Origin of the sequence: Schaalia hyovaginalis, from assembly GCF_014208035.1 — a bacterium.
GTDB classification, from domain to species: Bacteria; Actinomycetota; Actinomycetes; order Actinomycetales; family Actinomycetaceae; genus Pauljensenia; species Pauljensenia hyovaginalis.
In genome coordinates this window covers 11420-34451 of sequence record NZ_JACHMK010000001.1, presented here as the reverse complement: position 1 = coordinate 34451, position 23032 = coordinate 11420, and the positions used below count along the sequence as shown (strand labels likewise).

18 protein-coding genes and 2 pseudogenes are annotated in these 23032 nt (G+C 66.2%); 12 read left to right on the top strand and 8 right to left on the bottom strand.

Going from position 1 to position 23032, the window contains the following annotated elements; all coding sequences use genetic code 11:
- Positions 1–106: 106 nt before the first annotated feature.
- From serS to HD592_RS00125, 6 genes are all read left to right on the top strand, one after another.
- A complete protein-coding gene (serS, locus tag HD592_RS00150; RefSeq protein WP_184451191.1) occupies positions 107–1384 on the top strand; it encodes a serine--tRNA ligase in 1278 nt (425 codons plus the stop codon).
- Complete coding sequence (locus HD592_RS00145; RefSeq protein WP_184451190.1) at positions 1381–2319, top strand: HAD hydrolase family protein; 939 nt, start codon at positions 1381–1383, stop codon at positions 2317–2319. Before serS ends, HD592_RS00145 begins: the two co-directional genes overlap by 4 nt.
- A 63-nt stretch (positions 2320–2382) precedes the next feature.
- Positions 2383–3981, top strand: a complete 1599-nt coding sequence (locus tag HD592_RS00140) for a xylulokinase (RefSeq protein ID WP_184451189.1) — start codon at positions 2383–2385, stop codon at positions 3979–3981.
- A gap of 342 nt (positions 3982–4323) precedes the next feature.
- A complete protein-coding gene (locus tag HD592_RS00135; protein ID WP_184451188.1) occupies positions 4324–5205 on the top strand; it encodes a DUF5926 family protein in 882 nt (293 codons plus the stop codon).
- Positions 5206–5310: 105 nt separating this feature from the next.
- A complete protein-coding gene (locus tag HD592_RS00130) occupies positions 5311–6141 on the top strand; it encodes a glycosyltransferase (RefSeq protein ID WP_343058691.1) in 831 nt (276 codons plus the stop codon).
- A gap of 698 nt (positions 6142–6839) precedes the next feature.
- Positions 6840–7637, top strand: coding sequence for a hypothetical protein (locus HD592_RS00125; protein WP_184451187.1), 798 nt, complete (start codon positions 6840–6842; stop codon positions 7635–7637).
- 569 nt (positions 7638–8206) lie between these two features.
- Here HD592_RS00125 and HD592_RS00120 read toward each other — a convergent pair.
- Both HD592_RS00120 and HD592_RS12050 read right to left on the bottom strand, forming a co-directional pair.
- Positions 8207–9001, bottom strand: coding sequence for a hypothetical protein (locus HD592_RS00120; protein WP_184451186.1), 795 nt, complete (start codon positions 8999–9001; stop codon positions 8207–8209).
- 764 nt (positions 9002–9765) lie between these two features.
- A pseudogene (locus HD592_RS12050) lies at positions 9766–10689 on the bottom strand (transposase).
- A 181-nt stretch (positions 10690–10870) separates the two neighbouring features.
- Here HD592_RS12050 and HD592_RS12045 point away from each other — a divergent pair.
- From HD592_RS12045 to HD592_RS00100, 3 genes are all read left to right on the top strand, one after another.
- Complete coding sequence (locus HD592_RS12045; RefSeq protein WP_184451182.1) at positions 10871–11164, top strand: hypothetical protein; 294 nt, start codon at positions 10871–10873, stop codon at positions 11162–11164.
- Positions 11165–11173: 9 nt separating this feature from the next.
- Complete coding sequence (locus tag HD592_RS00105; protein ID WP_184451183.1) at positions 11174–12085, top strand: hypothetical protein; 912 nt, start codon at positions 11174–11176, stop codon at positions 12083–12085.
- Positions 12086–12373: 288 nt separating this feature from the next.
- A complete protein-coding gene (locus tag HD592_RS00100; protein WP_184451185.1) occupies positions 12374–13171 on the top strand; it encodes a hypothetical protein in 798 nt (265 codons plus the stop codon).
- A gap of 569 nt (positions 13172–13740) precedes the next feature.
- On the opposite strand, the gene HD592_RS00095 is transcribed toward HD592_RS00100, so the two are convergent.
- From HD592_RS00095 to HD592_RS12040, 3 genes are all read right to left on the bottom strand, one after another.
- Complete coding sequence (locus tag HD592_RS00095) at positions 13741–14532, bottom strand: hypothetical protein (protein WP_184451184.1); 792 nt, start codon at positions 14530–14532, stop codon at positions 13741–13743.
- A gap of 288 nt (positions 14533–14820) precedes the next feature.
- The gene (locus tag HD592_RS00090) at positions 14821–15732 is read right to left on the bottom strand and encodes a hypothetical protein (RefSeq protein ID WP_184451183.1); all 912 of its coding nucleotides are present in this window, start codon (positions 15730–15732) and stop codon (positions 14821–14823) included.
- A gap of 9 nt (positions 15733–15741) precedes the next feature.
- Positions 15742–16035, bottom strand: a complete 294-nt coding sequence (locus tag HD592_RS12040; RefSeq protein WP_184451182.1) for a hypothetical protein — start codon at positions 16033–16035, stop codon at positions 15742–15744.
- A 181-nt stretch (positions 16036–16216) separates the two neighbouring features.
- Here HD592_RS12040 and HD592_RS12035 point away from each other — a divergent pair.
- Positions 16217–17140: pseudogene (locus tag HD592_RS12035) on the top strand (transposase).
- A gap of 157 nt (positions 17141–17297) precedes the next feature.
- Here the strand turns inward: HD592_RS12035 and HD592_RS00075 are convergent.
- The 3 genes from HD592_RS00075 to HD592_RS00065 all read right to left on the bottom strand — a co-directional run bounded on the left by HD592_RS00075 (position 17298) and on the right by HD592_RS00065 (position 20611).
- Positions 17298–19943: an HAD-IC family P-type ATPase gene (locus HD592_RS00075; RefSeq protein WP_184451181.1), complete on the bottom strand. Its 2646-nt coding sequence runs from the start codon at positions 19941–19943 to the stop codon at positions 17298–17300.
- 87 nt (positions 19944–20030) lie between these two features.
- A complete protein-coding gene (locus tag HD592_RS00070) occupies positions 20031–20276 on the bottom strand; it encodes a heavy-metal-associated domain-containing protein (RefSeq protein ID WP_184451180.1) in 246 nt (81 codons plus the stop codon).
- Between the two features lie 50 nt (positions 20277–20326).
- Positions 20327–20611 carry a metal-sensitive transcriptional regulator gene (locus tag HD592_RS00065; RefSeq protein ID WP_184451179.1) on the bottom strand — a complete coding sequence of 95 codons (285 nt, stop codon included), beginning with the start codon at positions 20609–20611 and terminating at the stop codon, positions 20327–20329.
- A 181-nt stretch (positions 20612–20792) separates the two neighbouring features.
- Here HD592_RS00065 and HD592_RS00060 point away from each other — a divergent pair, with 181 nt between their 5' ends.
- Both HD592_RS00060 and HD592_RS00055 read left to right on the top strand, forming a co-directional pair.
- Entirely contained in the window at positions 20793–22313 is a 1521-nt protein-coding gene (locus tag HD592_RS00060; protein WP_184451178.1) for an alpha/beta hydrolase family protein, read from the top strand.
- Entirely contained in the window at positions 22310–22945 is a 636-nt protein-coding gene (locus tag HD592_RS00055) for a pyridine nucleotide-disulfide oxidoreductase (protein WP_246429948.1), read from the top strand. Before HD592_RS00060 ends, HD592_RS00055 begins: the two co-directional genes overlap by 4 nt.
- Positions 22946–23032: the final 87 nt, after the last annotated feature.

Here is a 23032-nt window from a genome sequence, read left to right as displayed (position 1 = left end):
CGGAGGGGCGGCCCGCCGGGCGCGGGAGGCGCACCGGGCCCCGGGCGGGCGAGGGCCGCCCCGCCGAGGGCGGCCCGCCGCGTCCGCGCTGTCCTAGGATGGTCGCATGATTGATGTGCGCGCCCTCCGTGAAGATCCCGAACCCGCCCGCGCCTCCCAGCGCGCTCGCGGCGCCGATGTCGAACTCGTCGACCGCATTCTCGAGGCGGACGCCCTGCGCCGCTCCTCCCTCCAGGAGTTCGAGGCTCTTCGCGCCTCTCAGAAGGAGGTCTCGAAGTCGGTCGGCAAGGCCTCCAAGGAGGAGCGCCCCGCGATCCTCGCGAAGGCGAAGGAGCTCGCCGAGCAGGTGAAGGCCGCTGAAGCGCGCGCGAATGAGGCGGATGCCGAGGCGGATCGCCTCGCGCGCCTCCTGCCGAACCTGGTGCTGGCGGGGGTGCCCACCGGCGGCGAGGACGACTTCACGGTTCTGCGCCACGAGGGCCCGGCGGTCCGCGACTTCGCGGCCGAGGGCTTCGAGCCCGCCGACCACCTCGCGATCGGCGAGGGGCTCGACGCGATCGACACGAAGCGCGGTGCGAAGGTCTCGGGCGCGCGCTTCTACTACCTCAAGGGCATCGGCGCCCGCCTCGAGCTTGCCCTCATGTCGATGGCGATGGATCAGGCGCTCGCGGCCGGGTTCACCCCGATGATGACTCCGACGCTCGTCACTCCCGCGGTCATGGGCGGCACGGGCTTCCTCAACGAGCATTCCGACGAGATCTACTACCTGCCCGCTGACGACCTCTACCTCACGGGCACCTCCGAGGTCGCCCTCGCCGGCTACCACGCGGACGAGATCCTCGATCTCGAGGCCGGCCCGAAGCGCTACCTCGGCTGGTCGACCTGCTACCGCCGCGAGGCCGGGTCGGCGGGCAAGGACACGCGCGGCATCATCCGCGTCCACCAGTTCAACAAGGCGGAGATGTTCTCCTACTGCCGTCCCGAGGACGCCGAGGCCGAGCACGAGCGCTTCCTCGCCTGGGAGGAGGAGATGCTCGCCAAGGTCGAGCTGCCGTACCGCGTCATCGACACGGCCGCGGGTGATCTCGGCACTTCGGCCGCTCGCAAGTTCGACTGCGAGGCGTGGCTGCCGACCCAGGAGCGCTACATGGAGGTCACTTCGACCTCGAATTGCACGACCTTCCAGGCGCGCCGCCTCGGCATCCGCGAGCGCCGCGAGGGCGGGCAGATGTTCCCGGTCGCGACCCTCAACGGGACGCTCGCGACGACCCGCTGGCTCGTCGCGCTCTTCGAGAACCATCAGCGGGCTGACGGTTCGGTGTACGTCCCCGCGGCGCTGCGCCCCTACCTCGGGGGCGTCGAGGTCCTCGAACCGGTCAAGTGAGCGCGCTCGATCCTCGGATCCTCAACCTCGTGACGCCGCCCCCTTCGGGGGAGGCGCCGATCCCCTTCGAACGCCTCGTCGAGGCGGCGAGGGCGGCCCTGCCCGCGGATATGCCGACGGATCCTTCGAAGATCCTCGTGGGGCTCGACCTGGACGGGACGGTGCTCCTGCCGACGGGCGCCTCCGAACGGGTGCGTTCGGCGATCCGCGCGGCCGGGGATGCCGGCATGCATGCGGTGATCGCGACGGGACGGTCCCTGGAGGCGACCGCGCCCGTCCTGGATCAGCTGGGTGATCCGAGCGGGTGGGCGGTCTGCTCGAACGGTGCGGTCACGGCGCATTTCGACTCCGCCTCGCCCGAGGGGGCGGAGGTCTGCGAGCTCCGCTTCTTCGATCCGGACGGGCTGATCGGCCTCGTCGCCGAGCATCTGCCGGACGCGATCTTCGGTGTTGAAGTGCCCGGGATGTTCCTCGTCTCCGGATGGTTCCCTCCCGGCGAGCTCATCGAGGCGCATGAAGTCGTTCCCCTCGATGATCTTCGAGGCCGTCGGGCGATCAAGGTCGTGGTCCGCGCGCCGCATATGAGCAGGCCCGATTTCGATTCGCTGCTCACCGCGATCGGCGTCCCCGAGCGTTGGGAGTGCTCCGTCGGCTGGACGAGCTGGGCGGATGTGCTTCCGCTCGGAGTCTCGAAGGCGAGCGGTCTTGAATCCCTGGCCGAAAGGCTCGGCGTCCCGCCCTCGGGGACCGTGACGATCGGCGATGGGACGAATGACGTCCCCATGATCCGGTGGGCGAATTTCGGCGTGGTCATGGGAGGCGCGTCCGCGGACATCAAGGCCGAGGGCGATCATGTGACGGGCGCGGTCGAGAACGATGGGGCCGCGGCCGTCATCCGGGCCGTCCTGGAGCACTGCGGGGTCGTGGAACGCTAGCCAAGTGAACGTTCACAGTGGCAGAATCTCCACAGAAGGTCAACGACGACGTCAGGAGTGCGAATGTCTGAGTCAGTGAAGGAGCTCATCGAGTCGGGGAACACCTCCCTCGGTATCGAATTGGGGTCGACCCGCATCAAAGCCGTCCTCATCGGCCCGGACCACGAGGTCCTCGCATCGGGGGGCCACTCCTGGGAGAACCAGCTGGTCGACGGCCTCTGGTCCTATTCGCTCACGGCGGTCGTCGAGGGGATCCAGGACGCCTACGCCGACCTCGTCGCGCAGGTCGAGAAGCGCTACGGCGCCGTCCCGACGACCTACGGCTCGCTCGGCGTGTCCGCGATGATGCACGGCTACCTGGCCCTCGATGAGGACGGCGGACAGCTCGCCCCCTTCAGGACCTGGAGGAACACGAACACGGGGCGCGCGGCGGAGGAGCTCATCGAGGCCTTCGGCTTCAACATCCCGCTGCGCTGGTCGATCGCCCACCTCCACCAGGCCGTCATCGACGAGGAGCCTCACGTCGGGCGGATCGCCTCGATCAACACGCTCGCCGGCTGGGTCCATCAGCGCCTGACGGGCGAGCGCGTCCTCGGCGTCGGCGACGCCTCGGGCATGTTCCCGATCGATTCGACGACCGGCGACTACGACGCCGGCATGATCGCGGCCTATGACGCCCTCGTCGCCGAGCGCCGACTGCCCTGGAAGGTCAAGGACGTGCTCCCGAAGGTCCTGCCCGCGGGCGCGCCCGCCGGTTCGCTCACCGCCGAGGGCGCGCTGCTGCTCGACCCCGCCGGGCGCCTGCGCCCCGGCGTCCCGATGTGCCCGCCCGAGGGCGATGCGGGCACGGGCATGGTCGCGACGAATTCGGTGGCGCAGCGCACCGGCAACATCTCCTGCGGCACCTCGGTGTTCCTCATGATCGTCCTCGAGAAGGCCCTGGAGCGCCTGCACACCGAGGTCGACATGGTGACCACTCCGGACGGCTCGCCGGTCGCGATGGTCCACTCGAACAACGGCGCTTCGGAGATCGACGCCTGGGTCGCGATGTTCGTCGAGTTCTCGAAGCTCGTCGGCCATGAGATCTCCGTGCCCGAGGTCTACGACCTCCTCTACTTCAATGCGCTCAAGGGCGAGGCGGATGGCGGCGGCCTGCTCGCCTACAACACGCTCTCGGGTGAGCCGATCCTCGAACTGGACCAGGCGGTGCCCTTGTTCGCGCACGGGCCCGAGGCGCGCTTCACCCTTGCGAATGCGATCCGCGTGCAGCTCATGAGCATCTTCGCGACGGTTCGCGTGGGTCTGGACATCCTCGGGGCCGAGGGGGTGGCCCTCGACCGGCTCTTCGCGCACGGCGGTCTGTTCAAGACCCCGGGCGTCGCCCAGAAGGTGCTCGCCGATGCGCTCGGGATCTCCGTGTCCGTCGGCGAGACGGCGGGCGAGGGCGGGGCGTGGGGCATCGCGGTTCTCGCGCGCTACCTCGTCGCCAGGGCCGAGGGCGAGACCCTGCCCGAATACCTGGATGCGAAGGTCTTCGCCGATGCGGGCGCGAGCGTGATCGAGTCGGATGCGGCCGATCACGAGGCCTACGATCGTTTCCTCGCCCGGTATCGCGCGGCTCTGCCGGCGGTCCAGGCCGCGGGCGGGGCGCTCTCACTCTGATCCGCCCCCTCCCCGCAGCGAGGTCATCACTTTTCTTCGTCGAGGTCATCACTTCTTCACACCGAGGGGATGCGAACCCCGTCGTGCTGATACGTCGGGAGATCCCCTCGGTGAGAAGAAGTGATGCTTTCGAGGCGGGGAGGCGGGCCAGGACGGATTCCCCGGTGCCGCCGGTGCTTCCGCCCGCCCTCGTCCCCGCTCCACCGCCCCGGCCCTGCCGCCCCTGGCGGTTCCGTCCCCGCTCCACCGCCCCGCCCTCGTTCCCCCTCATTCCCCGAACGCGGACGACCGGGCGCACCGGCGTGTTCCGAGGCCTTCGCGCGGGCCGCTACGATTGCGGTCATGGGTAAAGCAAGCCGCCGTAAGAAGGTCGCGAATCCCGCCGCTCTGGCGGCCTACCGCGCACCGATCCCCTTCGTCGCCCGTCCCTTCGAGGGCCTTGTCCGAGAGGTCGAGCTCGTCGCCATGCGCGAGCTCATCCCCGCCGCGATCATGACCGCGCGCACCGACGCCGCGCACGGCGGCGTCGAATTCGACATCGTCACACTCCTGCCGGACGGCCGTTCCGCCATGGTCCGCGGTGACGGGCGCATCCTCATCGCCGCGCAGACCCGCGCGAACTCCGCCGATCTCTCCCACGACATGGGCGCGGCGCTCCTCGCTGCGATCTCGGCGAAGGAGGACGGGAACGAGGGCCTGATCGACCTCGATGTCCGCGAGCCCTCCGAGCGCCTCCAGGACCTCGTTGATCCGGACGGCTTCTCCGAGATGGAGATCGTCGAGAACTTCGCCTTCTGGCTGGACCCCTCGGAGGAAGTCGACGAGCAGACCCGCCGGGCCCTCGAGGAGAACCGCGACGAGATCATCGAGACCGTGCCGGTTCCCGGGGTCGCGGGGATGTACTGGTGCGAGATGAACCGCAACTTCGTCCGCTACGTGTCCGCCGTCGAGGAGAACCCGCTCTTCGACGCGCTCTCCCGCCTCCACGTCCGCGGTCAGGCGCGCCTGTCCGAGGGCTCCCGCTTCGTCGGCGCCTTCCGCGCCTGCGGCCTCGCGATCCCCGTTTTCGAGCTCGCCGAGGGCGAGACCGCCGAGGGCGTCGCGGCTCCCGCGGCGGCTTTCGTGAAGGCCCTTGACGAGGCCCTCGCCGAGAAGGGCGCCCTGAGCGCTGAGGAGCGCCGAGCGAAGCAGGGTCTCGTGTCCCGTCAGGTGACGATCCGCTGATCCCCTCCCGCCTGTGATCGGGGGCGCCCGGGCGAAGCCCGGCGCCCCCGATTCCGTGTGAGTCCCTCGGCCGGGCGCGAGGCCCCGGCGGCTAGAATCTGAGGCGTGGATTCCTCGGTCAGCAAGGCGCGTCCCGGGCCGCAGCGCGTGGCGGCGGTGATCCCGGCGCACAACATCGGTCATGATGTCGCTTCGACGGTGAGGGCCTGCCGCGCGATCCCGGGGGTCGACCTCCTCATCGTGGTGGATGACGGTTCGGAGGACAACACCGCGGCCTCAGCGAGGGCCGCGGGCGCGGTGGTCGTCAGGCACTCCGTCGCGCGAGGTCGGGCCTCGGCGATCGAAACCGGGGTGAAGGTCGCGGCGATGCGTGACCGCGCGGATTGGCCCGAGCGCCTCCTCCTCATCCTCAACGCCGATCTCGGGGACTCGGCGGTCGAGGCGACGGCCCTCGTGGAGGCCGTCGTCAGCGGCGAGGCGGATGTGGCGTGCGCGGTTCCGGCGGTCGCGGATTCCCGCATCCGCAAGTCGAGGGCGAAGTCGCTGGCCAGGGCCGTGATCCGCAGGGCGACGGGGTGGGAGCCGACCTCCCCGCTCGCGCCCGTGCGCTGCGCGACGCGTGAGGCGATTCAGTGCGCGATGCCCTTCATGAACGGATACGGCCTCGAGGTCGCGATGACGATCGACGTGCTGGTGGCGGGCTTGTCGATGGTGGAGATCCCGTGCCGCTTCGAGCGCACGGGCGCGGATCGGTCCTTCGGCGACTTCAACCGTTCGACGCGCTTCACGGATGCGGCGATCGCCTCGTTGAGGAAGACTCTCCACCGGGTGAGGATCCCCGCTGCGAAGCGGATCCACTCCGATGCGCGTCAGGGGATCGGGATCCCGTACCCGCGTCCCGCCCGCGAGCGCATCGAGCCGCCCGCGACGGATTGAGTCCTGGCGCGCGGCTTTCGCCGTCCCGCGCACGAATTGCTTTCCGTCGCCCGCTTCGCGCCGCCTGTCTCGCCGCCCTCAGCGCGCGGAGCGGAGCCTCAGCGAGTTGAGGACGACGAACACCGAGGAGAAGGCCATGGCGGCGAGGATTGGGCTGTGTCTGCTTCTGGTGTGTGGGTGGGGGTGGGGTCGTGACTTTGCCTGAACGTAGGATCGGGGGGTGAGGGTGAGGGGGTTGGGGTGAGTGTTGAGTTTCTTGGGGTGTGGACTGAGTCTCTTCGGGAGTGCGGGGCGTGTTGTGGATGAGGCGTATTTGAGTTTGACTCGTGTCCGGGTCGGAGTGTTCTTAGGGGTGCTGGTGTTGTCGGGGGGATTCTCACGGTGGGGTCTGTTGTGGAGAACGGGTATGAGCAGGCGCGTGATGATTCGATCGACCCGGGTCTGACTATGGGTGAGCGGGTTGCTCGCACTGTGACACACGGCCTCCTCGAAGGTGGGTTCGAGTCGGCCGGTGAATCGGCCGGAGCGATTGGTGGTGGTATCGCGGGGGTTGCGGGTGGCCCGACCGGGATCGGCGCCGGGTTCGTTGCAGGCGGAGAAGCAGGAGGGGAGTTGGGCAAGACAGCGGGTGAGCGTGCCGCGGGCTGGTTTGATTCCTTCATCATTCATCCTGTTCTCGGTTCCAAAGGGGCGGATTCGTGACGACGAAGATGCTGCTCGAATTGGTGGCCTTTACTGGGTTCATCTGGTTTTTGTGGGCGATGGCGATGTTTACGGACACGGTGGTCGGGCGCGCCGCCATTGCGGTCGGGGGTGCTTTTGGTCGGGGGGTGATTGCCGGGCTCTTCCCCCTGACAGGGCTCGCCTTCACTTCCTCGATCTTGGTTGAGCTCATCGGGCCGACGGGCTTTTATGCGACGATTCCGGGGGCGGTACTCCTCGGGGTCTTGGTGCTGCTGTTCGTTGTTGCCGGTGGTGGAGGTTTGGTTGTTTGGATTTTTGATGTGGACTTGCCGGAGTGGGCGTATCCGGAGTATCACGCGAGGCGGCGCAGGCAGCGTCGTGTAGAAGACGATGAGGTGAAGCGTTCTGATATGTATCATGTCGCTTCTCACCCGGATCCTGAAGCCTCGGTAAGGGTTAGTGCGGAGCTGGTGAGCCCGAACGCGCTGCGTGTTCGTCGTCCCTGGTCGTGGTACAACTCGGCTTTGCGTTCGGTTCTGATTACGGTGAACGGTGTTCGGGTGGGGCGGATCTGGAATGGTCAGACCCGGCTCTTCCCACTGCCCAAAGGCGATGTCGCCGTGTACGCCGTGCTGGATTGGGCGACATCGGACCTGGTCTACTCGGTCCTGCCCGAAGGTCATTGCCTGGATGTGACGCTCACTTTCGCCAGCCCGGACAAGATGTTCACCAACCCCAACACGTACCTGCGTCTCCACCCCACCAACCCCGATGATGGAGGAGTTGCACAGGCTGGGCCAGGGGAACCGTGAATTGCGGTGCATCAATAAGCCCCTCAGGCTACCTCGGCTTTTCTCGCAGCGGAACTTGCCGCCCTACAACGAGGCGATCCGTTGTTGCGTCGACGGGCACCTCGATCATTTCAGGGGTGAAGTAATCTGTCGCATCCGGGGGGCGATATGGCTGGCGTTGTCACTTCGCGCGCCTATTGACCCGACCAGGGACGCTCGGCCTGTACCACGGGTCTGCAAGACGCGGTCCTTACTGGCAAGATCAGACGGAATTCATGCGGACAACGACAGCGTGTACGGGGTACGCAAGATACACCAAAAGATGCGCCGCGAACATCATCTCCGTGCGGACCTTGGGCGGGTTGTGCTGCGCCGCGTTCATCACTGACTGTTCACTCGCCGGATCGGCGACGGGGCAGTCTCTTCGTCCCCTAACGCCCAGGGACTACCGTTACTCACCCTAGAACACGTAACCGATCTGCACAGGTGCCAGCCGCGTCCCTCGCGGCCTAAAAACCAGAAGGAAAACTGTCAACCAAACCCTCAGCAGTCCCGTTGCACCCTAACCACAGAACCAAACCCAAGATGCTTCATTCCCAGTCGGGTAGGGGCGGGAGAAGGTCTGCGGGGTTGGTGGGGTGGAGACGCAGGTACGTGTTGGGGTTGGTGAACATCTTGTCCGGGCTGGCGAAAGTGAGCGTCACATCCAGGCAATGACCTTCGGGCAGGACCGAGTAGACCAGGTCCGATGTCGCCCAATCCAGCACGGCGTACACGGCGACATCGCCTTTGGGCAGTGGGAAGAGCCGGGTCTGACCATTCCAGATCCGCCCCACCCGAACACCGTTCACCGTAATCAGAACCGAACGCAAAGCCGAGTTGTACCACGACCAGGGACGACGAACACGCAGCGCGTTCGGGCTCACCAGCTCCGCACTAACCCTTACCGAGGCTTCAGGATCCGGGTGAGAAGCGACATGATACATATCAGAACGCTTCACCTCATCGTCTTCTACACGACGCTGCCTGCGCCGCCTCGCGTGATACTCCGGATACGCCCACTCCGGCAAGTCCACATCAAAAATCCAAACAACCAAACCTGAGAAGACCGAGATCACTGCTATCAAAAGCAAGACCCCGAGGAGTACCGCCCCCGGAATCGTCGCATAAAAGCCCGTCCGCTCAATAAGCGCCGTAATGAGCCCGGTGGTGAAGGCGAGCCCTGTCAGGGGGAAGAGCCCGGCAATCACCCCCCGACCAAAAGCACCCCCGACCGCAATGGCGGCGCGCCCGACCACCGTGTCCGTAAACATCGCCATCGCCCACATGAACCAGGCGAGCGCAGCAAGAGCGAACCCCGACCAGAAGACGTCAGCTGGCATCATCTCGTCCCAACAATCGATTCCACACACGGTCATCAGCGAAGCTGCCTAGCCATTCGCCGAATTCTCGACCTGCTTCCCCTCCTGCTTCTCCGCCTGCAACGAACCCGGCGCCGATCCCGGTCGGGCCACCCGCAACCCCCGCGATACCACCACCAATCGCTCCGGCCGATTCACCGGCCGACTCGAACCCACCTTCGAGGAGGCCGTGTGTCACAGTGCGAGCAACCCGCTCACCCATAGTCAGACCCGGGTCGATCGAATCATCACGCGCCTGCTCATACCCGTTCTCCACAACAGACCCCACCGTGAGAATCCCCCCGACAACACCAGCACCCCTAAGAACACTCCGACCCGGACACGAGTCAAACTCAAATACGCCTCATCCACAACACGCCCCGCACTCCCGAAGAGACTCAGTCCACACCCCAAGAAACTCAACACTCACCCCAACCCCCTCACCCTCACCCCCCGATCCTACGTTCAGGCAAAGTCACGACCCCACCCCCACCCACACACCAGAAGCAGACACAGCCCAATCCTCGCCGCCATGGCCTTCTCCTCGGTGTTCGTCGTCCTCAACTCGCTGAGGCTCCGCTCCGCGCGCTGAGGGCGGCACCTCGACATCGCTCAATGCCTCAAGTATTCACCATGCGAATAGACGAAGTCTGTACAGGCTCGTTACTTCATCGCGTCTTCGTTTATATGACACCCACAAGTCGCCCGCGTATCCGGGAGTGTCCGGTTATCGGTGTAAGTGGCGCTTTCTACTGGTGGGTGCTGTCCGCGGGTATGCGGTCGGCGAAGGTGGTGGCGAACGCGTTCGATGCGGGCTTCCAGCGCATGCCCCAGCGGGTCTGCCCGGTGCCCTTTGGGTCTCGATCTCACGGTCGGATAGAGCGTCTTCAACGCGGCCTGCTCGTTCGGGAAATGCCCCCTGGCCCTCACCGCCGTGGGGAACCTGGCGTTCAACGACTCGATCGCGTTCGTCGAACACAACACCTTGCGGATCTCCAGATCCGTAGTCCAGGAACGAAACGAACTCGCTCCAGGCACCTCGCCAGAGCCGGATCATCGCCGGGCCGGACCTGCCCCACATGTCGGCGAACTCCCCGAACGCCCGCTCAGGCGCTTCCGCCGTGGGTGCTTTGTAGACGGGTTTCAGATCGGCGACGATCTCGAGCCAGATCCCCAAAATGTCCTTTGGCACACCGATCGCGGCGTAGAAGGGCTCCAATGGACGGCTCATCTGCGCGTTCATCTCGTCAACAACGCGGTCGGTGATCCGGTTGATCGTGTCCTTCAAGACCGACGTGCCGTAGACCCCGGCGAAGTGGGCGCCGATCTCACCGGTCGTCAGGCCTTTGCGGACAACGACAGAACCATAGCGTCCATGTCCGGCAAGCGGCGTTGGCGCTTCTTCACCAGCTGAGGCTCGAAGCTCCCGTTGCGGGAGTTACCGCTACCCCGGCCGAACGGGTCGTGCTTGTCATAGCCCAGGTGCTCGTTGAGTTCCTCGTCGTGAGCTGCTTTGAGACCTGCACGGTCAACGCTTTTAACAGGCCGTCAGGGCCGCACGGGACAATCCCCGCATCACGGGCTTGGCACACCATCTGCGCGATCACCTCACGCTGGGCCTTGTCCGGCTTAGCCGGCTCATCCGGGGAAAGTGCCGGGACCACAGCCACCAATCTGGCCGACTCCACGGCCAACGAGCTGCTGCTGGTGGTTATCTCGGTCGTCATGACTCCTCCTGCCCTGCCAGGCGATGAAGCCGCTTACACCGTTAATCGGATACTCCCGAATGGAAAGAAACCTAGATCGATTCTGAACGTAGGATCGGGGGATGAGTGTGAGGGTGAGGGGGTTGGGGTGAGTGTTGAGTTTCTTGGGGTGTGGACTGAGTCTCTTCGGGAGTGCGGTCGTGTTGTGGATGAGGCGTATTTGAGTTTGGCTCGTGTGCAGGTGGAGGGTGCGCCTGATTTGGGGCCGTCGACGGTTGCGGCTCGGGCGGTGCTCGATGCGGTGGAGTCCGGTGTGTGTGCGTCTGCGGAGGCGGTGCGCACGGTGTCGATGTCGATGATGGCTGCTGCGGATTCGTTCGAGGAGCTTGAAGAGCAGATTCGTGCGGGCATGGTTTCTGAGCAGGCGGTGTTCGATGCGTAGGGGTGTGTGGTGAGTGGTCTGGTGGATTGTCGGGTGCGGGTGGCCTCGGGTTCGCCGGTGGCTTTGGCGACTTCTTTGGGGTCGCAGCTTGCCAAGTTGATGGATGCTCGGGAGTGTTTGACTTCGGCGCGTTCGGCGCTGGTCGGGCAGATGAGCGGTCGGACGGTGACCGCGATTCGTGAGTGTGTGGATGCGCAGCTGCTGCTTGTCGGTTCTCATGTTCAGCGGGTGATGTTGCTGATCGCCGGGTTGGAGGCTTTGGGTGAGGACTTGGGGCTGGTGGAGACGGGCTTGTATGCGGTGTTGATGGAGGCTGAGGCGTGGGGTTTGCGGGTTGTGGGTGGGGTGGTGCATGCCCCGGGCTGGTCGGATCCTGATCGTGAGGTGAAGGTAGGGGTGTTCGCCAGGCTTTCGGGGATAGTCGGTGAGCTTCGTGCCGTCGAGGAGGTGGCGCATGCGCAGTTCGCTGAGGTGTGTAAGGATGCGCAGATGTTGCCTTCTGAGGCTGTGGAGGCTGCTAAGGAGTGGCAGCGGGAGATTGTTGCGGCGCGTAGTGCGGGGGTGACGGCTGCTTGGTCGACAGCGTTGCTTCCTGGCGTGACGTTCGTGTCGCCGGATTCGGCTGCCCGGAAGGCGCAGCTTGAGAAGATGATTAGCAACGGTGAGCCGGCGCAGAAGGTGGCGCGTGCCGTTGAGGGGTGGAGTGCGGGGCGTGTTGCGAATGAGTCGACGCTTGTGGGGCGTTGGGCGGCGCGGGTGCGGAGTTTGGTTCAGGAGGTGGATTTTTCGAACCGGGTGGCTATTGCGGGTGAGGCTTCTGCGACGGGCAAGGCGTTGCGGGCGGGCCGGACCGTCCTTAGGGGTGCTGGTGTTGTCGGGGGGGATTCTCACGGTGGGGTCTGTTGTGGAGAACGGGTATGAGCAGGCGCGTGATGATTCGATCGACCCGGGTCTGACTATGGGTGAGCGGGTTGCTCGCACTGTGACACACGGCCTCCTCGAAGGTGGGTTCGAGTCGGCCGGTGAATCGGCCGGAGCGATTGGTGGTGGTATCGCGGGGGTTGCGGGTGGCCCGACCGGGATCGGCGCCGGGTTCGTTGCAGGCGGAGAAGCAGGAGGGGAGTTGGGCAAGACAGCGGGTGAGCGTGCCGCGGGCTGGTTTGATTCCTTCATCATTCATCCTGTTCTCGGTTCCAAAGGGGCGGATTCGTGACGACGAAGATGCTGCTCGAATTGGTGGCCTTTACTGGGTTCATCTGGTTTTTGTGGGCGATGGCGATGTTTACGGACACGGTGGTCGGGCGCGCCGCCATTGCGGTCGGGGGTGCTTTTGGTCGGGGGGTGATTGCCGGGCTCTTCCCCCTGACAGGGCTCGCCTTCACTTCCTCGATCTTGGTTGAGCTCATCGGGCCGACGGGCTTTTATGCGACGATTCCGGGGGCGGTACTCCTCGGGGTCTTGCTTTTGATAGCAGTGATCTCGGTCTTCTCAGGTTTGGTTGTTTGGATTTTTGATGTGGACTTGCCGGAGTGGGCGTATCCGGAGTATCACGCGAGGCGGCGCAGGCAGCGTCGTGTAGAAGACGATGAGGTGAAGCGTTCTGATATGTATCATGTCGCTTCTCACCCGGATCCTGAAGCCTCGGTAAGGGTTAGTGCGGAGCTGGTGAGCCCGAACGCGCTGCGTGTTCGTCGTCCCTGGTCGTGGTACAACTCGGCTTTGCGTTCGGTTCTGATTACGGTGAACGGTGTTCGGGTGGGGCGGATCTGGAATGGTCAGACCCGGCTCTTCCCACTGCCCAAAGGCGATGTCGCCGTGTACGCCGTGCTGGATTGGGCGACATCGGACCTGGTCTACTCGGTCCTGCCCGAAGGTCATTGCCTGGATGTGACGCTCACTTTCGCCAGCCCGGACAAGATGTTCACCAACCCCAACACGTACCTGCGTCTCCACCCCACCAACCCCGATGATGGAGGAGTTGCACAGGCTGGGCCAGGGGAACCGTGAATTGCGGTGCATCAATAAGCCCCTCAGGCTACCTCGGCTTTTCTCGCAGCGGAACTTGCCGCCCTACAACGAGGCGATCCGTTGTTGCGTCGACGGGCACCTCGATCATTTCAGGGGTGAAGTAATCTGTCGCATCCGGGGGGCGATATGGCTGGCGTTGTCACTTCGCGCGCCTATTGACCCGACCAGGGACGCTCGGCCTGTACCACGGGTCTGCAAGACGCGGTCCTTACTGGCAAGATCAGACGGAATTCATGCGGACAACGACAGCGTGTACGGGGTACGCAAGATACACCAAAAGATGCGCCGCGAACATCATCTCCGTGCGGACCTTGGGCGGGTTGTGCTGCGCCGCGTTCATCACTGACTGTTCACTCGCCGGATCGGCGACGGGGCAGTCTCTTCGTCCCCTAACGCCCAGGGACTACCGTTACTCACCCTAGAACACGTAACCGATCTGCACAGGTGCCAGCCGCGTCCCTCGCGGCCTAAAAACCAGAAGGAAAACTGTCAACCAAACCCTCAGCAGTCCCGTTGCACCCTAACCACAGAACCAAACCCAAGATGCTTCATTCCCAGTCGGGTAGGGGCGGGAGAAGGTCTGCGGGGTTGGTGGGGTGGAGACGCAGGTACGTGTTGGGGTTGGTGAACATCTTGTCCGGGCTGGCGAAAGTGAGCGTCACATCCAGGCAATGACCTTCGGGCAGGACCGAGTAGACCAGGTCCGATGTCGCCCAATCCAGCACGGCGTACACGGCGACATCGCCTTTGGGCAGTGGGAAGAGCCGGGTCTGACCATTCCAGATCCGCCCCACCCGAACACCGTTCACCGTAATCAGAACCGAACGCAAAGCCGAGTTGTACCACGACCAGGGACGACGAACACGCAGCGCGTTCGGGCTCACCAGCTCCGCACTAACCCTTACCGAGGCTTCAGGATCCGGGTGAGAAGCGACATGATACATATCAGAACGCTTCACCTCATCGTCTTCTACACGACGCTGCCTGCGCCGCCTCGCGTGATACTCCGGATACGCCCACTCCGGCAAGTCCACATCAAAAATCCAAACAACCAAACCTGAGAAGACCGAGATCACTGCTATCAAAAGCAAGACCCCGAGGAGTACCGCCCCCGGAATCGTCGCATAAAAGCCCGTCGGCCCGATGAGCTCAACCAAGATCGAGGAAGTGAAGGCGAGCCCTGTCAGGGGGAAGAGCCCGGCAATCACCCCCCGACCAAAAGCACCCCCGACCGCAATGGCGGCGCGCCCGACCACCGTGTCCGTAAACATCGCCATCGCCCACAAAAACCAGATGAACCCAGTAAAGGCCACCAATTCGAGCAGCATCTTCGTCGTCACGAATCCGCCCCTTTGGAACCGAGAACAGGATGAATGATGAAGGAATCAAACCAGCCCGCGGCACGCTCACCCGCTGTCTTGCCCAACTCCCCTCCTGCTTCTCCGCCTGCAACGAACCCGGCGCCGATCCCGGTCGGGCCACCCGCAACCCCCGCGATACCACCACCAATCGCTCCGGCCGATTCACCGGCCGACTCGAACCCACCTTCGAGGAGGCCGTGTGTCACAGTGCGAGCAACCCGCTCACCCATAGTCAGACCCGGGTCGATCGAATCATCACGCGCCTGCTCATACCCGTTCTCCACAACAGACCCCACCGTGAGAATCCCCCCCGACAACACCAGCACCCCTAAGGACGGTCCGGCCCGCCCGCAACGCCTTGCCCGTCGCAGAAGCCTCACCCGCAATAGCCACCCGGTTCGAAAAATCCACCTCCTGAACCAAACTCCGCACCCGCGCCGCCCAACGCCCCACAAGCGTCGACTCATTCGCAACACGCCCCGCACTCCACCCCTCAACGGCACGCGCCACCTTCTGCGCCGGCTCACCGTTGCTAATCATCTTCTCAAGCTGCGCCTTCCGGGCAGCCGAATCCGGCGACACGAACGTCACGCCAGGAAGCAACGCTGTCGACCAAGCAGCCGTCACCCCCGCACTACGCGCCGCAACAATCTCCCGCTGCCACTCCTTAGCAGCCTCCACAGCCTCAGAAGGCAACATCTGCGCATCCTTACACACCTCAGCGAACTGCGCATGCGCCACCTCCTCGACGGCACGAAGCTCACCGACTATCCCCGAAAGCCTGGCGAACACCCCTACCTTCACCTCACGATCAGGATCCGACCAGCCCGGGGCATGCACCACCCCACCCACAACCCGCAAACCCCACGCCTCAGCCTCCATCAACACCGCATACAAGCCCGTCTCCACCAGCCCCAAGTCCTCACCCAAAGCCTCCAACCCGGCGATCAGCAACATCACCCGCTGAACATGAGAACCGACAAGCAGCAGCTGCGCATCCACACACTCACGAATCGCGGTCACCGTCCGACCGCTCATCTGCCCGACCAGCGCCGAACGCGCCGAAGTCAAACACTCCCGAGCATCCATCAACTTGGCAAGCTGCGACCCCAAAGAAGTCGCCAAAGCCACCGGCGAACCCGAGGCCACCCGCACCCGACAATCCACCAGACCACTCACCACACACCCCTACGCATCGAACACCGCCTGCTCAGAAACCATGCCCGCACGAATCTGCTCTTCAAGCTCCTCGAACGAATCCGCAGCAGCCATCATCGACATCGACACCGTGCGCACCGCCTCCGCAGACGCACACACACCGGACTCCACCGCATCGAGCACCGCCCGAGCCGCAACCGTCGACGGCCCCAAATCAGGCGCACCCTCCACCTGCACACGAGCCAAACTCAAATACGCCTCATCCACAACACGACCGCACTCCCGAAGAGACTCAGTCCACACCCCAAGAAACTCAACACTCACCCCAACCCCCTCACCCTCACACTCATCCCCCGATCCTACGTTCAGAATCGATCTAGGTTTCTTTCCATTCGGGAGTATCCGATTAACGGTGTAAGCGGCTTCATCGCCTGGCAGGGCAGGAGGAGTCATGACGACCGAGATAACCACCAGCAGCAGCTCGTTGGCCGTGGAGTCGGCCAGATTGGTGGCTGTGGTCCCGGCACTTTCCCCGGATGAGCCGGCTAAGCCGGACAAGGCCCAGCGTGAGGTGATCGCGCAGATGGTGTGCCAAGCCCGTGATGCGGGGATTGTCCCGTGCGGCCCTGACGGCCTGTTAAAAGCGTTGACCGTGCAGGTCTCAAAGCAGCTCACGACGAGGAACTCAACGAGCACCTGGGCTATGACAAGCACGACCCGTTCGGCCGGGGTAGCGGTAACTCCCGCAACGGGAGCTTCGAGCCTCAGCTGGTGAAGAAGCGCCAACGCCGCTTGCCGGACATGGACGCTATGGTTCTGTCGTTGTCCGCAAAGGCCTGACGACCGGTGAGATCGGCGCCCACTTCGCCGGGGTCTACGGCACGTCGGTCTTGAAGGACACGATCAACCGGATCACCGACCGCGTTGTTGACGAGATGAACGCGCAGATGAGCCGTCCATTGGAGCCCTTCTACGCCGCGATCGGTGTGCCAAAGGACATTTTGGGGATCTGGCTCGAGATCGTCGCCGATCTGAAACCCGTCTACAAAGCACCCACGGCGGAAGCGCCTGAGCGGGCGTTCGGGGAGTTCGCCGACATGTGGGGCAGGTCCGGCCCGGCGATGATCCGGCTCTGGCGAGGTGCCTGGAGCGAGTTCGTTTCGTTCCTGGACTACGGATCTGGAGATCCGCAAGGTGTTGTGTTCGACGAACGCGATCGAGTCGTTGAACGCCAGGTTCCCCACGGCGGTGAGGGCCAGGGGGCATTTCCCGAACGAGCAGGCCGCGTTGAAGACGCTCTATCCGACCGTGAGATCGAGACCCAAAGGGCACCGGGCAGACCCGCTGGGGCATGCGCTGGAAGCCCGCATCGAACGCGTTCGCCACCACCTTCGCCGACCGCATACCCGCGGACAGCACCCACCAGTAGAAAGCGCCACTTACACCGATAACCGGACACTCCCGGATACGCGGGCGACTTGTGGGTGTCATATAAACGAAGACGCGATGAAGTAACGAGCCTGTACAGACTTCGTCTATTCGCATGGTGAATACTTGAGGCATTGAGCGATGTCGAGGTGCCGCCCTCAGCGCGCGGAGCGGAGCCTCAGCGAGTTGAGGACGACGAACACCGAGGAGAAGGCCATGGCGGCGGCCGCGAGCATCGGGTTGAGCAGTCCTGCGATCGCCAGCGGGATCATCGCGACGTTGTAGGCGAATGCCCAGAACAGATTGCCCTTGATGATCGCGAGCGTCCGCCTCGAGATGCGGATGGCGGTCGCGGCGCTGACGAGGTCGGAGTTCACCAGGGTGATGTCGGCGACCTCGATGGCGGCGTCGGTTCCCGAGCCCATCGCGATGCCCAGGCCGCGGACCCCCGCCTGTGCGAGGGCGGCCGCGTCGTTGACGCCGTCGCCGACCATCGCGACGACCCGTCCTTCGTCTTGAAGGGAGGCGACGACGGAGCGCTTGTCCTCGGGCAGGACCTCGGCGATGACGCGCGTGATGCCCACTTCGTCTGCGACTCGTCGCGCAGCGGCCGCGTTGTCCCCGGTGAGGAGGATCGGCTCGATTCGGAGCCGTGCGAGGGAGGCGATCGCCTCGGCGCTCGTCGCCTTGACCGTGTCGCGCACGGTGAGCGCGCCGAGGACGCGCGCGCTGCCCAGTCGCGCCGGCAGGTTGCGCCCGCCCTCGTCGCCTGAGGCCCCCGAGGGCGGGGCCGCGGTTTCCACGGCTCCGGGGAGGGTGCGGCTGAGCACGCGCCCGGTGTATCCGGCGGCGTTAACGACCTCTTCGAGTTCGGAGTCGGTGTGCTCGGCGCTGAGGGTGATGGTCGCGGACTCTGTGGCGAGGTTGACCGAGGCGGTGACGCCCTCGAGCTTGGAGAGCTTGCGCTCGACGCGTCGGACGCAGGAGGCGCAGGTCATGCCCTGGACGTCCATCGTGAGGGTGGCGAGCGGCGCGGGGCCGCCCGGGGTCGTCAAGGCCTCTCGGAGCCCGCTCGCCGGGCGGGTGGGGGCGGGTTCGTCCGACCAGTCGGGCACGAGGGCGGCGACGACCGCGGTGGAGCCCTCGCTTTCCGCCCGGCCGATCTCGGTGCGCAGTTCAGCGGGGATCTCGACGCCCTTGGACTCCAACCAGGAGGGTCTGCCGACGAGGGCGAGTCCGGCGCCCGCCGAAGGGTGATCGACGAGGGCGGAGACGCCCAGTCCCGCATGGTTCGTGAAGGCGGAGGCGGGGAGGGGTGCGATGCCCCGATCGGCCGCGCCCTGGACGATGGCGCGCGCCACGGGGTGCTCGGAAGCGGATTCGACTCCGGCGGCGAGCGCGAGGAGGAGCGCCTCGGGGGAGCGGGCCCCGGGATGCTCCGGCGCGGGGCCTCCGGGGGCGGCGGGGTGATGCTCTCGAGGGCCTTCGGGCAGTGCCCCGGTCGGGGTCGGGGTCGGGGTCGGGGTCGGGGCGATGGCGTGGAGGGACATGCGGCCGGTGGTGACCGTCCCCGTCTTGTCCAGCAGCATCGTGTCGATCGAGCGGGTCTGCTCGAGGATCTCGGCGGACTTGATGACGATGCCGAGCCGGGCGGCGCGGCCCGAGCCGACGAGCAGGGCCGTCGGGGTTGCGAGGCCGAGGGCGCAGGGGCAGGCGACGACGAGGACGGCCACGCCCGCCGTGAAGGCCGCTTGGAGCGAGGAGCCGGCGATGAGCCAGCCCGCGAAGGTGAGGATCGCGATCGCGATGACCGTCGGCACGAACACCGAGGAGATCCGATCGGCGAGGCGCTGGACGGGGGCCTTGCCGGCCTGGGCCTCGGTGACCATTCGGGAGATCCGGGCGAGCGCGGTGTCGGCGCCGACCCGGGTCGCGCGCACCTCGAGGGCGCCCCACGTGTTGACGGTGGCGCCGGTCGCCTCGTCGCCGGGGCCGACGTCGACCGGCAGGGACTCGCCGGTGAGGAGGGAGGCGTCGAGGGCCGAGTGGCCGGACTCGATGACGCCGTCGGTCGCGACCTTGTCCCCGGGGCGCACGAGGAAGAGGTCGCCGACGGCGAGGGAGGAGGCGGGGACGGGCGTCTCGGCGCGCTGCCCGGTCGCCTCGTCGATGCGCAGGAGGGTCGCCTCCTTCGCGCCGAGCTCGAGGAGGGAGCGCAGCGCATCGCCCGCCCGGTAGCGGGTGCGCGCCTCCATCCAGCGGCCGAGGAGGAGGAAGAGGACGATCGTGGTCGCGCCCTCGAAGTAGATCTCCGCGTGATGGCCGGCGGCTCGGGGGAGCAGGGTCATGGACATCCGCATGCCGAGTTCTCCCGCTCCTCCGAAGAGGAGCGCCCACCAGCTCCACAGGCTCGAGGCGGTGACGCCGAGGGAGACGAGGGTGTCCATCGTCGTCGAGCCGTGGCGGCCCGCGGCGAAGGCGGCCCGGTGGAAGGGCCAGGCGCCCCAGGTGACGACGGGGATCGAGGCCGCCGCGACCGCCCACTGCCAGCCGGTGAATTGAAGCGCCGGGAACATCGAGAGGACGAGGGCGGTCAGCCCGAAGGGGAGGGAGATGAGGAAGCGGCGCTTGAGAAGGGTCGCGTGGGCGCGAGCGCCCTCGCCGACCTGCGCCGGTGCGGGGGCGTCGTCGGGGGCGGCGTCCGGAACGGGGGAGGGGGGCACGTTGAGGCTTTCTGCGTCCGCGGTCCGGGGCGTTCGCGAAGAGGTCGGGTGGGCCCGGGTGCGGGGGTTCGGTCGAGTCATCGGCGCCGCTGGGCGGGGCCGAGGGGACGGCCAGGATGCGTCCCCGGTTCGGTGCCGGGGACGGGGCGGGCTCTCGCCCGCGGAGGGTCAGAAGTCGCGCGTGATGCCGACGAGCTCGAATCCCGCTTCGGCGACGGCTTCGCGCAGGGCGTCGTCGTCGACTCCGGTGTCGGTGAAGACGGTGACCTTGGAGGTGCCGCCCGATTCGAGGATGACGTCGACGTGCTTGACGCCGTCGACGGCTTCGAGCTCTTCGGTGACGGAGGCGACGCAGTGGCCGCAGGTCATGCCGTTGACGGCGAGTTCAACGGTCCGGTCGATTTCCATGGTCATGGCGGTTCTCCTTCGTGGGGTGGCGGTGGTGGGGTCGGGGGAGGAGGGGGTCAGGACTTGATGAGGCGGGCGATCGCCTTGGTCGCCTCTTCGATCTTCTCGCGGCCCGCCTCGTCGGATTCCTTGGCGGCTTTGACGACGCAGTGGTTCATGTGGTCTTCGAGGAGGCCGATGGCGACGGAGTCGAGGGCGGATTGGACGGCGGACATCTGGGTGAGGATGTCGATGCAGTAGTCGCCTTCGGAGACCATCCGCTGCAGGCCCCGGACCTGGCCTTCGATCCGGCGCAGGCGGGCGAGATACCGGTCCGTGGTGTTCTCGTATCCGCGGGTCATCTCGTGCGCCTTTCGTCGGTCGATGCTCCGACAATACCCCTAGGGGGTATGGTGGTCAAGAGTTCCGCCTTGCCCGGGCGTCGACGCGGACTACGCTTGGTGAACAAGTGCAGGGCGGCTCCTCGCGCTCATCGCGAGTCATTCCTCCCGCCCGACCGGAACTCGACGACAGGGGGTGACGATGCCACGGCGCCACCCGCGCATGTACGCGCCCCGGAGAGTCCCCCAGTCCTACCCGCCCGTGTACCTGCGCGCCAAACTCCTCCCCCTCCTGCCCGTCCTGGCCTCATCCGTCGCCCTCGGCTTCGCATCGACCATCACGGCCCTGCCGCAGGAATGGCGCGAGGGCGCGAAGGACCGGGCCGCGAAACTCGGCGACGAGGCCTCGGAGCGCTCGCAGAGGATCTTCTTCGACCAGCCGGGCCTCGACACCCTCACGGTCCGCGGCCTCGCCCGGGCGGCCGGAGCGGCCTCGACCGCGATCCGCGGACTCATGAAGGCCAGGATCGCCCTCGCCGCCGGCCGCTCGAACAAGGGCGCCCTCAGAGCGCGCGAAATGCTCCCCCTCATCCCCGCGCGCCCCTACGACGCGCTCATGACCTCGATCCTCACCGCAGCGACGGCCGTCGGCGCGATGCGCGGAGGCGCCGTCCACGCCCACCTCCTCCGCGACTCCGCGCAGGAACCGCCCGAACGCCCGGGCAGGAAGGGGCGGCCCAAGGCGCAGCTCCGGCGCACGGATCCGCCCAGAACCCTCAGCGACATGTGCGCCGACATCGACGACATGTACTGGGCGATGACCGCGGGCACCACGCTCAAGATCACCCGAGTCGGAGAAGGGGGAGCCAGGCGCTGGCTCGTGTCGCTCCCCGGGACCGCGCACACCGACTTCGCAACCGATGAGAACCCCGCGGACATGGAGTCGAACACCCGCGAGATGATCGGCCTGGAATCGGCGATGCGCCTCGGCGTCGTCACAGCAGTGCACGACGCGATGATCCGTGACGGCGTCGCCGAAGACGAGCTCTGCACCCAGCCGGTCCTCATCTGCGGGCACTCCCAGGGCGGGATCGTCGCAGTCGCCCTCGCGGCCATGGATCCGGAACAGGCGGGGCTCGACGTCCAGGCGATCCTCGCCACCGGGACTCCGGGACGGCGCAGGAGGATCCGCCCGGAGGTCGCCATGGTGTCGGTCGCCCACGACCAGGACGTCATCCCCTCGATGGACGGCGCCCCCGACCGCTTCCCCGATCACCGCGTCGGAGTCCGGCGAACCCTCGTGCGCCCGAAGAAATCGCCCCTCTACTACGCCCACTCCTCGGCGACCTACACCGAAACGGTCCGCCACTTGGAGAGGAAGGTCCGCGTCATGCCCTGGGGAAGGCTGGCGTCCGCCGTCGCCGCCCTCGACGACTACCTCCCCCAGGCCGGCGAATCCACGCGCGTCATGTTCTACGAGATCTGGCAAGAAGTCCTCGAACCGCGGCGAAGGGACGCCGTCGACATCTTCGTCGCCCTCGACCGCGCGCAGGACTTCACCCCGGTCGAATACGCATCCGCGTGGGCGCCCGCGCCCTTCATCGACGTGGCGACTCCCCTTCGGAAGGGGATCGCCGGGATCAGAGCCGCACTGAGAGGGCGCGAAGACGCGCCCGGAATCCGAGGCGGCTCGCCCGCCCCGCGCACTGAGGAGGGACGATGAACAAGATTCCCGGGCAGGGGCCCGAGACGATGCCCTGGGGGGAGGTCGGCCGCTGGATGCGGCAGTCGACCCCGGTGAACAAGGGGATCGCCGGAAGGGCCGCGCGCCGCATGCCCCAGATCGCCAACCCCCTGCTCATCGGTGCGATCGGAGTCGGTGCGATCGGCGCCGGGATCGCCATGCGCGCGATGAGGCCGCAGCGCCGCCAAGGGCGCTCCGAGCGCTTCCGCGACCTGCTCCTCGAATCCCTCGAGGCTTCGGGCCTGTCCGACATCGAGGGCTGCGCCGTCGAGGTCGGAGAGGGATTCGGCAAACCCTCCCTGGTCTCCTTCGACGTCGTCGCGGCACCGCCCTCGTCCTTCGATGACGCGGTGAGGATCCTGGAGACGGCCACGCGCGCCGCCTGGGACAACCCCGAGCTCGCCCCGATCGTGATCCGCGGTCGGGTCCTGCGGGCGGATGCGAGCGCGGGGAGCGACGAGGGCGGCGCGGGGAAGAACGCTCCGGACCTCCCCTCGCGACGACTCTTCGCCGACATGACCGCCCTCGGCTTCGCCGATGAGATCGCGCGCCCCGACGAGCTGTACGCGAGCTTCGGCGCTCCGGCATCCGACCCGACCTGGCGGCCGTGACGGCGCAGCGCGGCTGAGCCGAGCAGATCCGCCGCTCATCCGCCGCCCGAAACTGCGCTCGAAGGTCGAAACGGCGCCTCGGCCCCG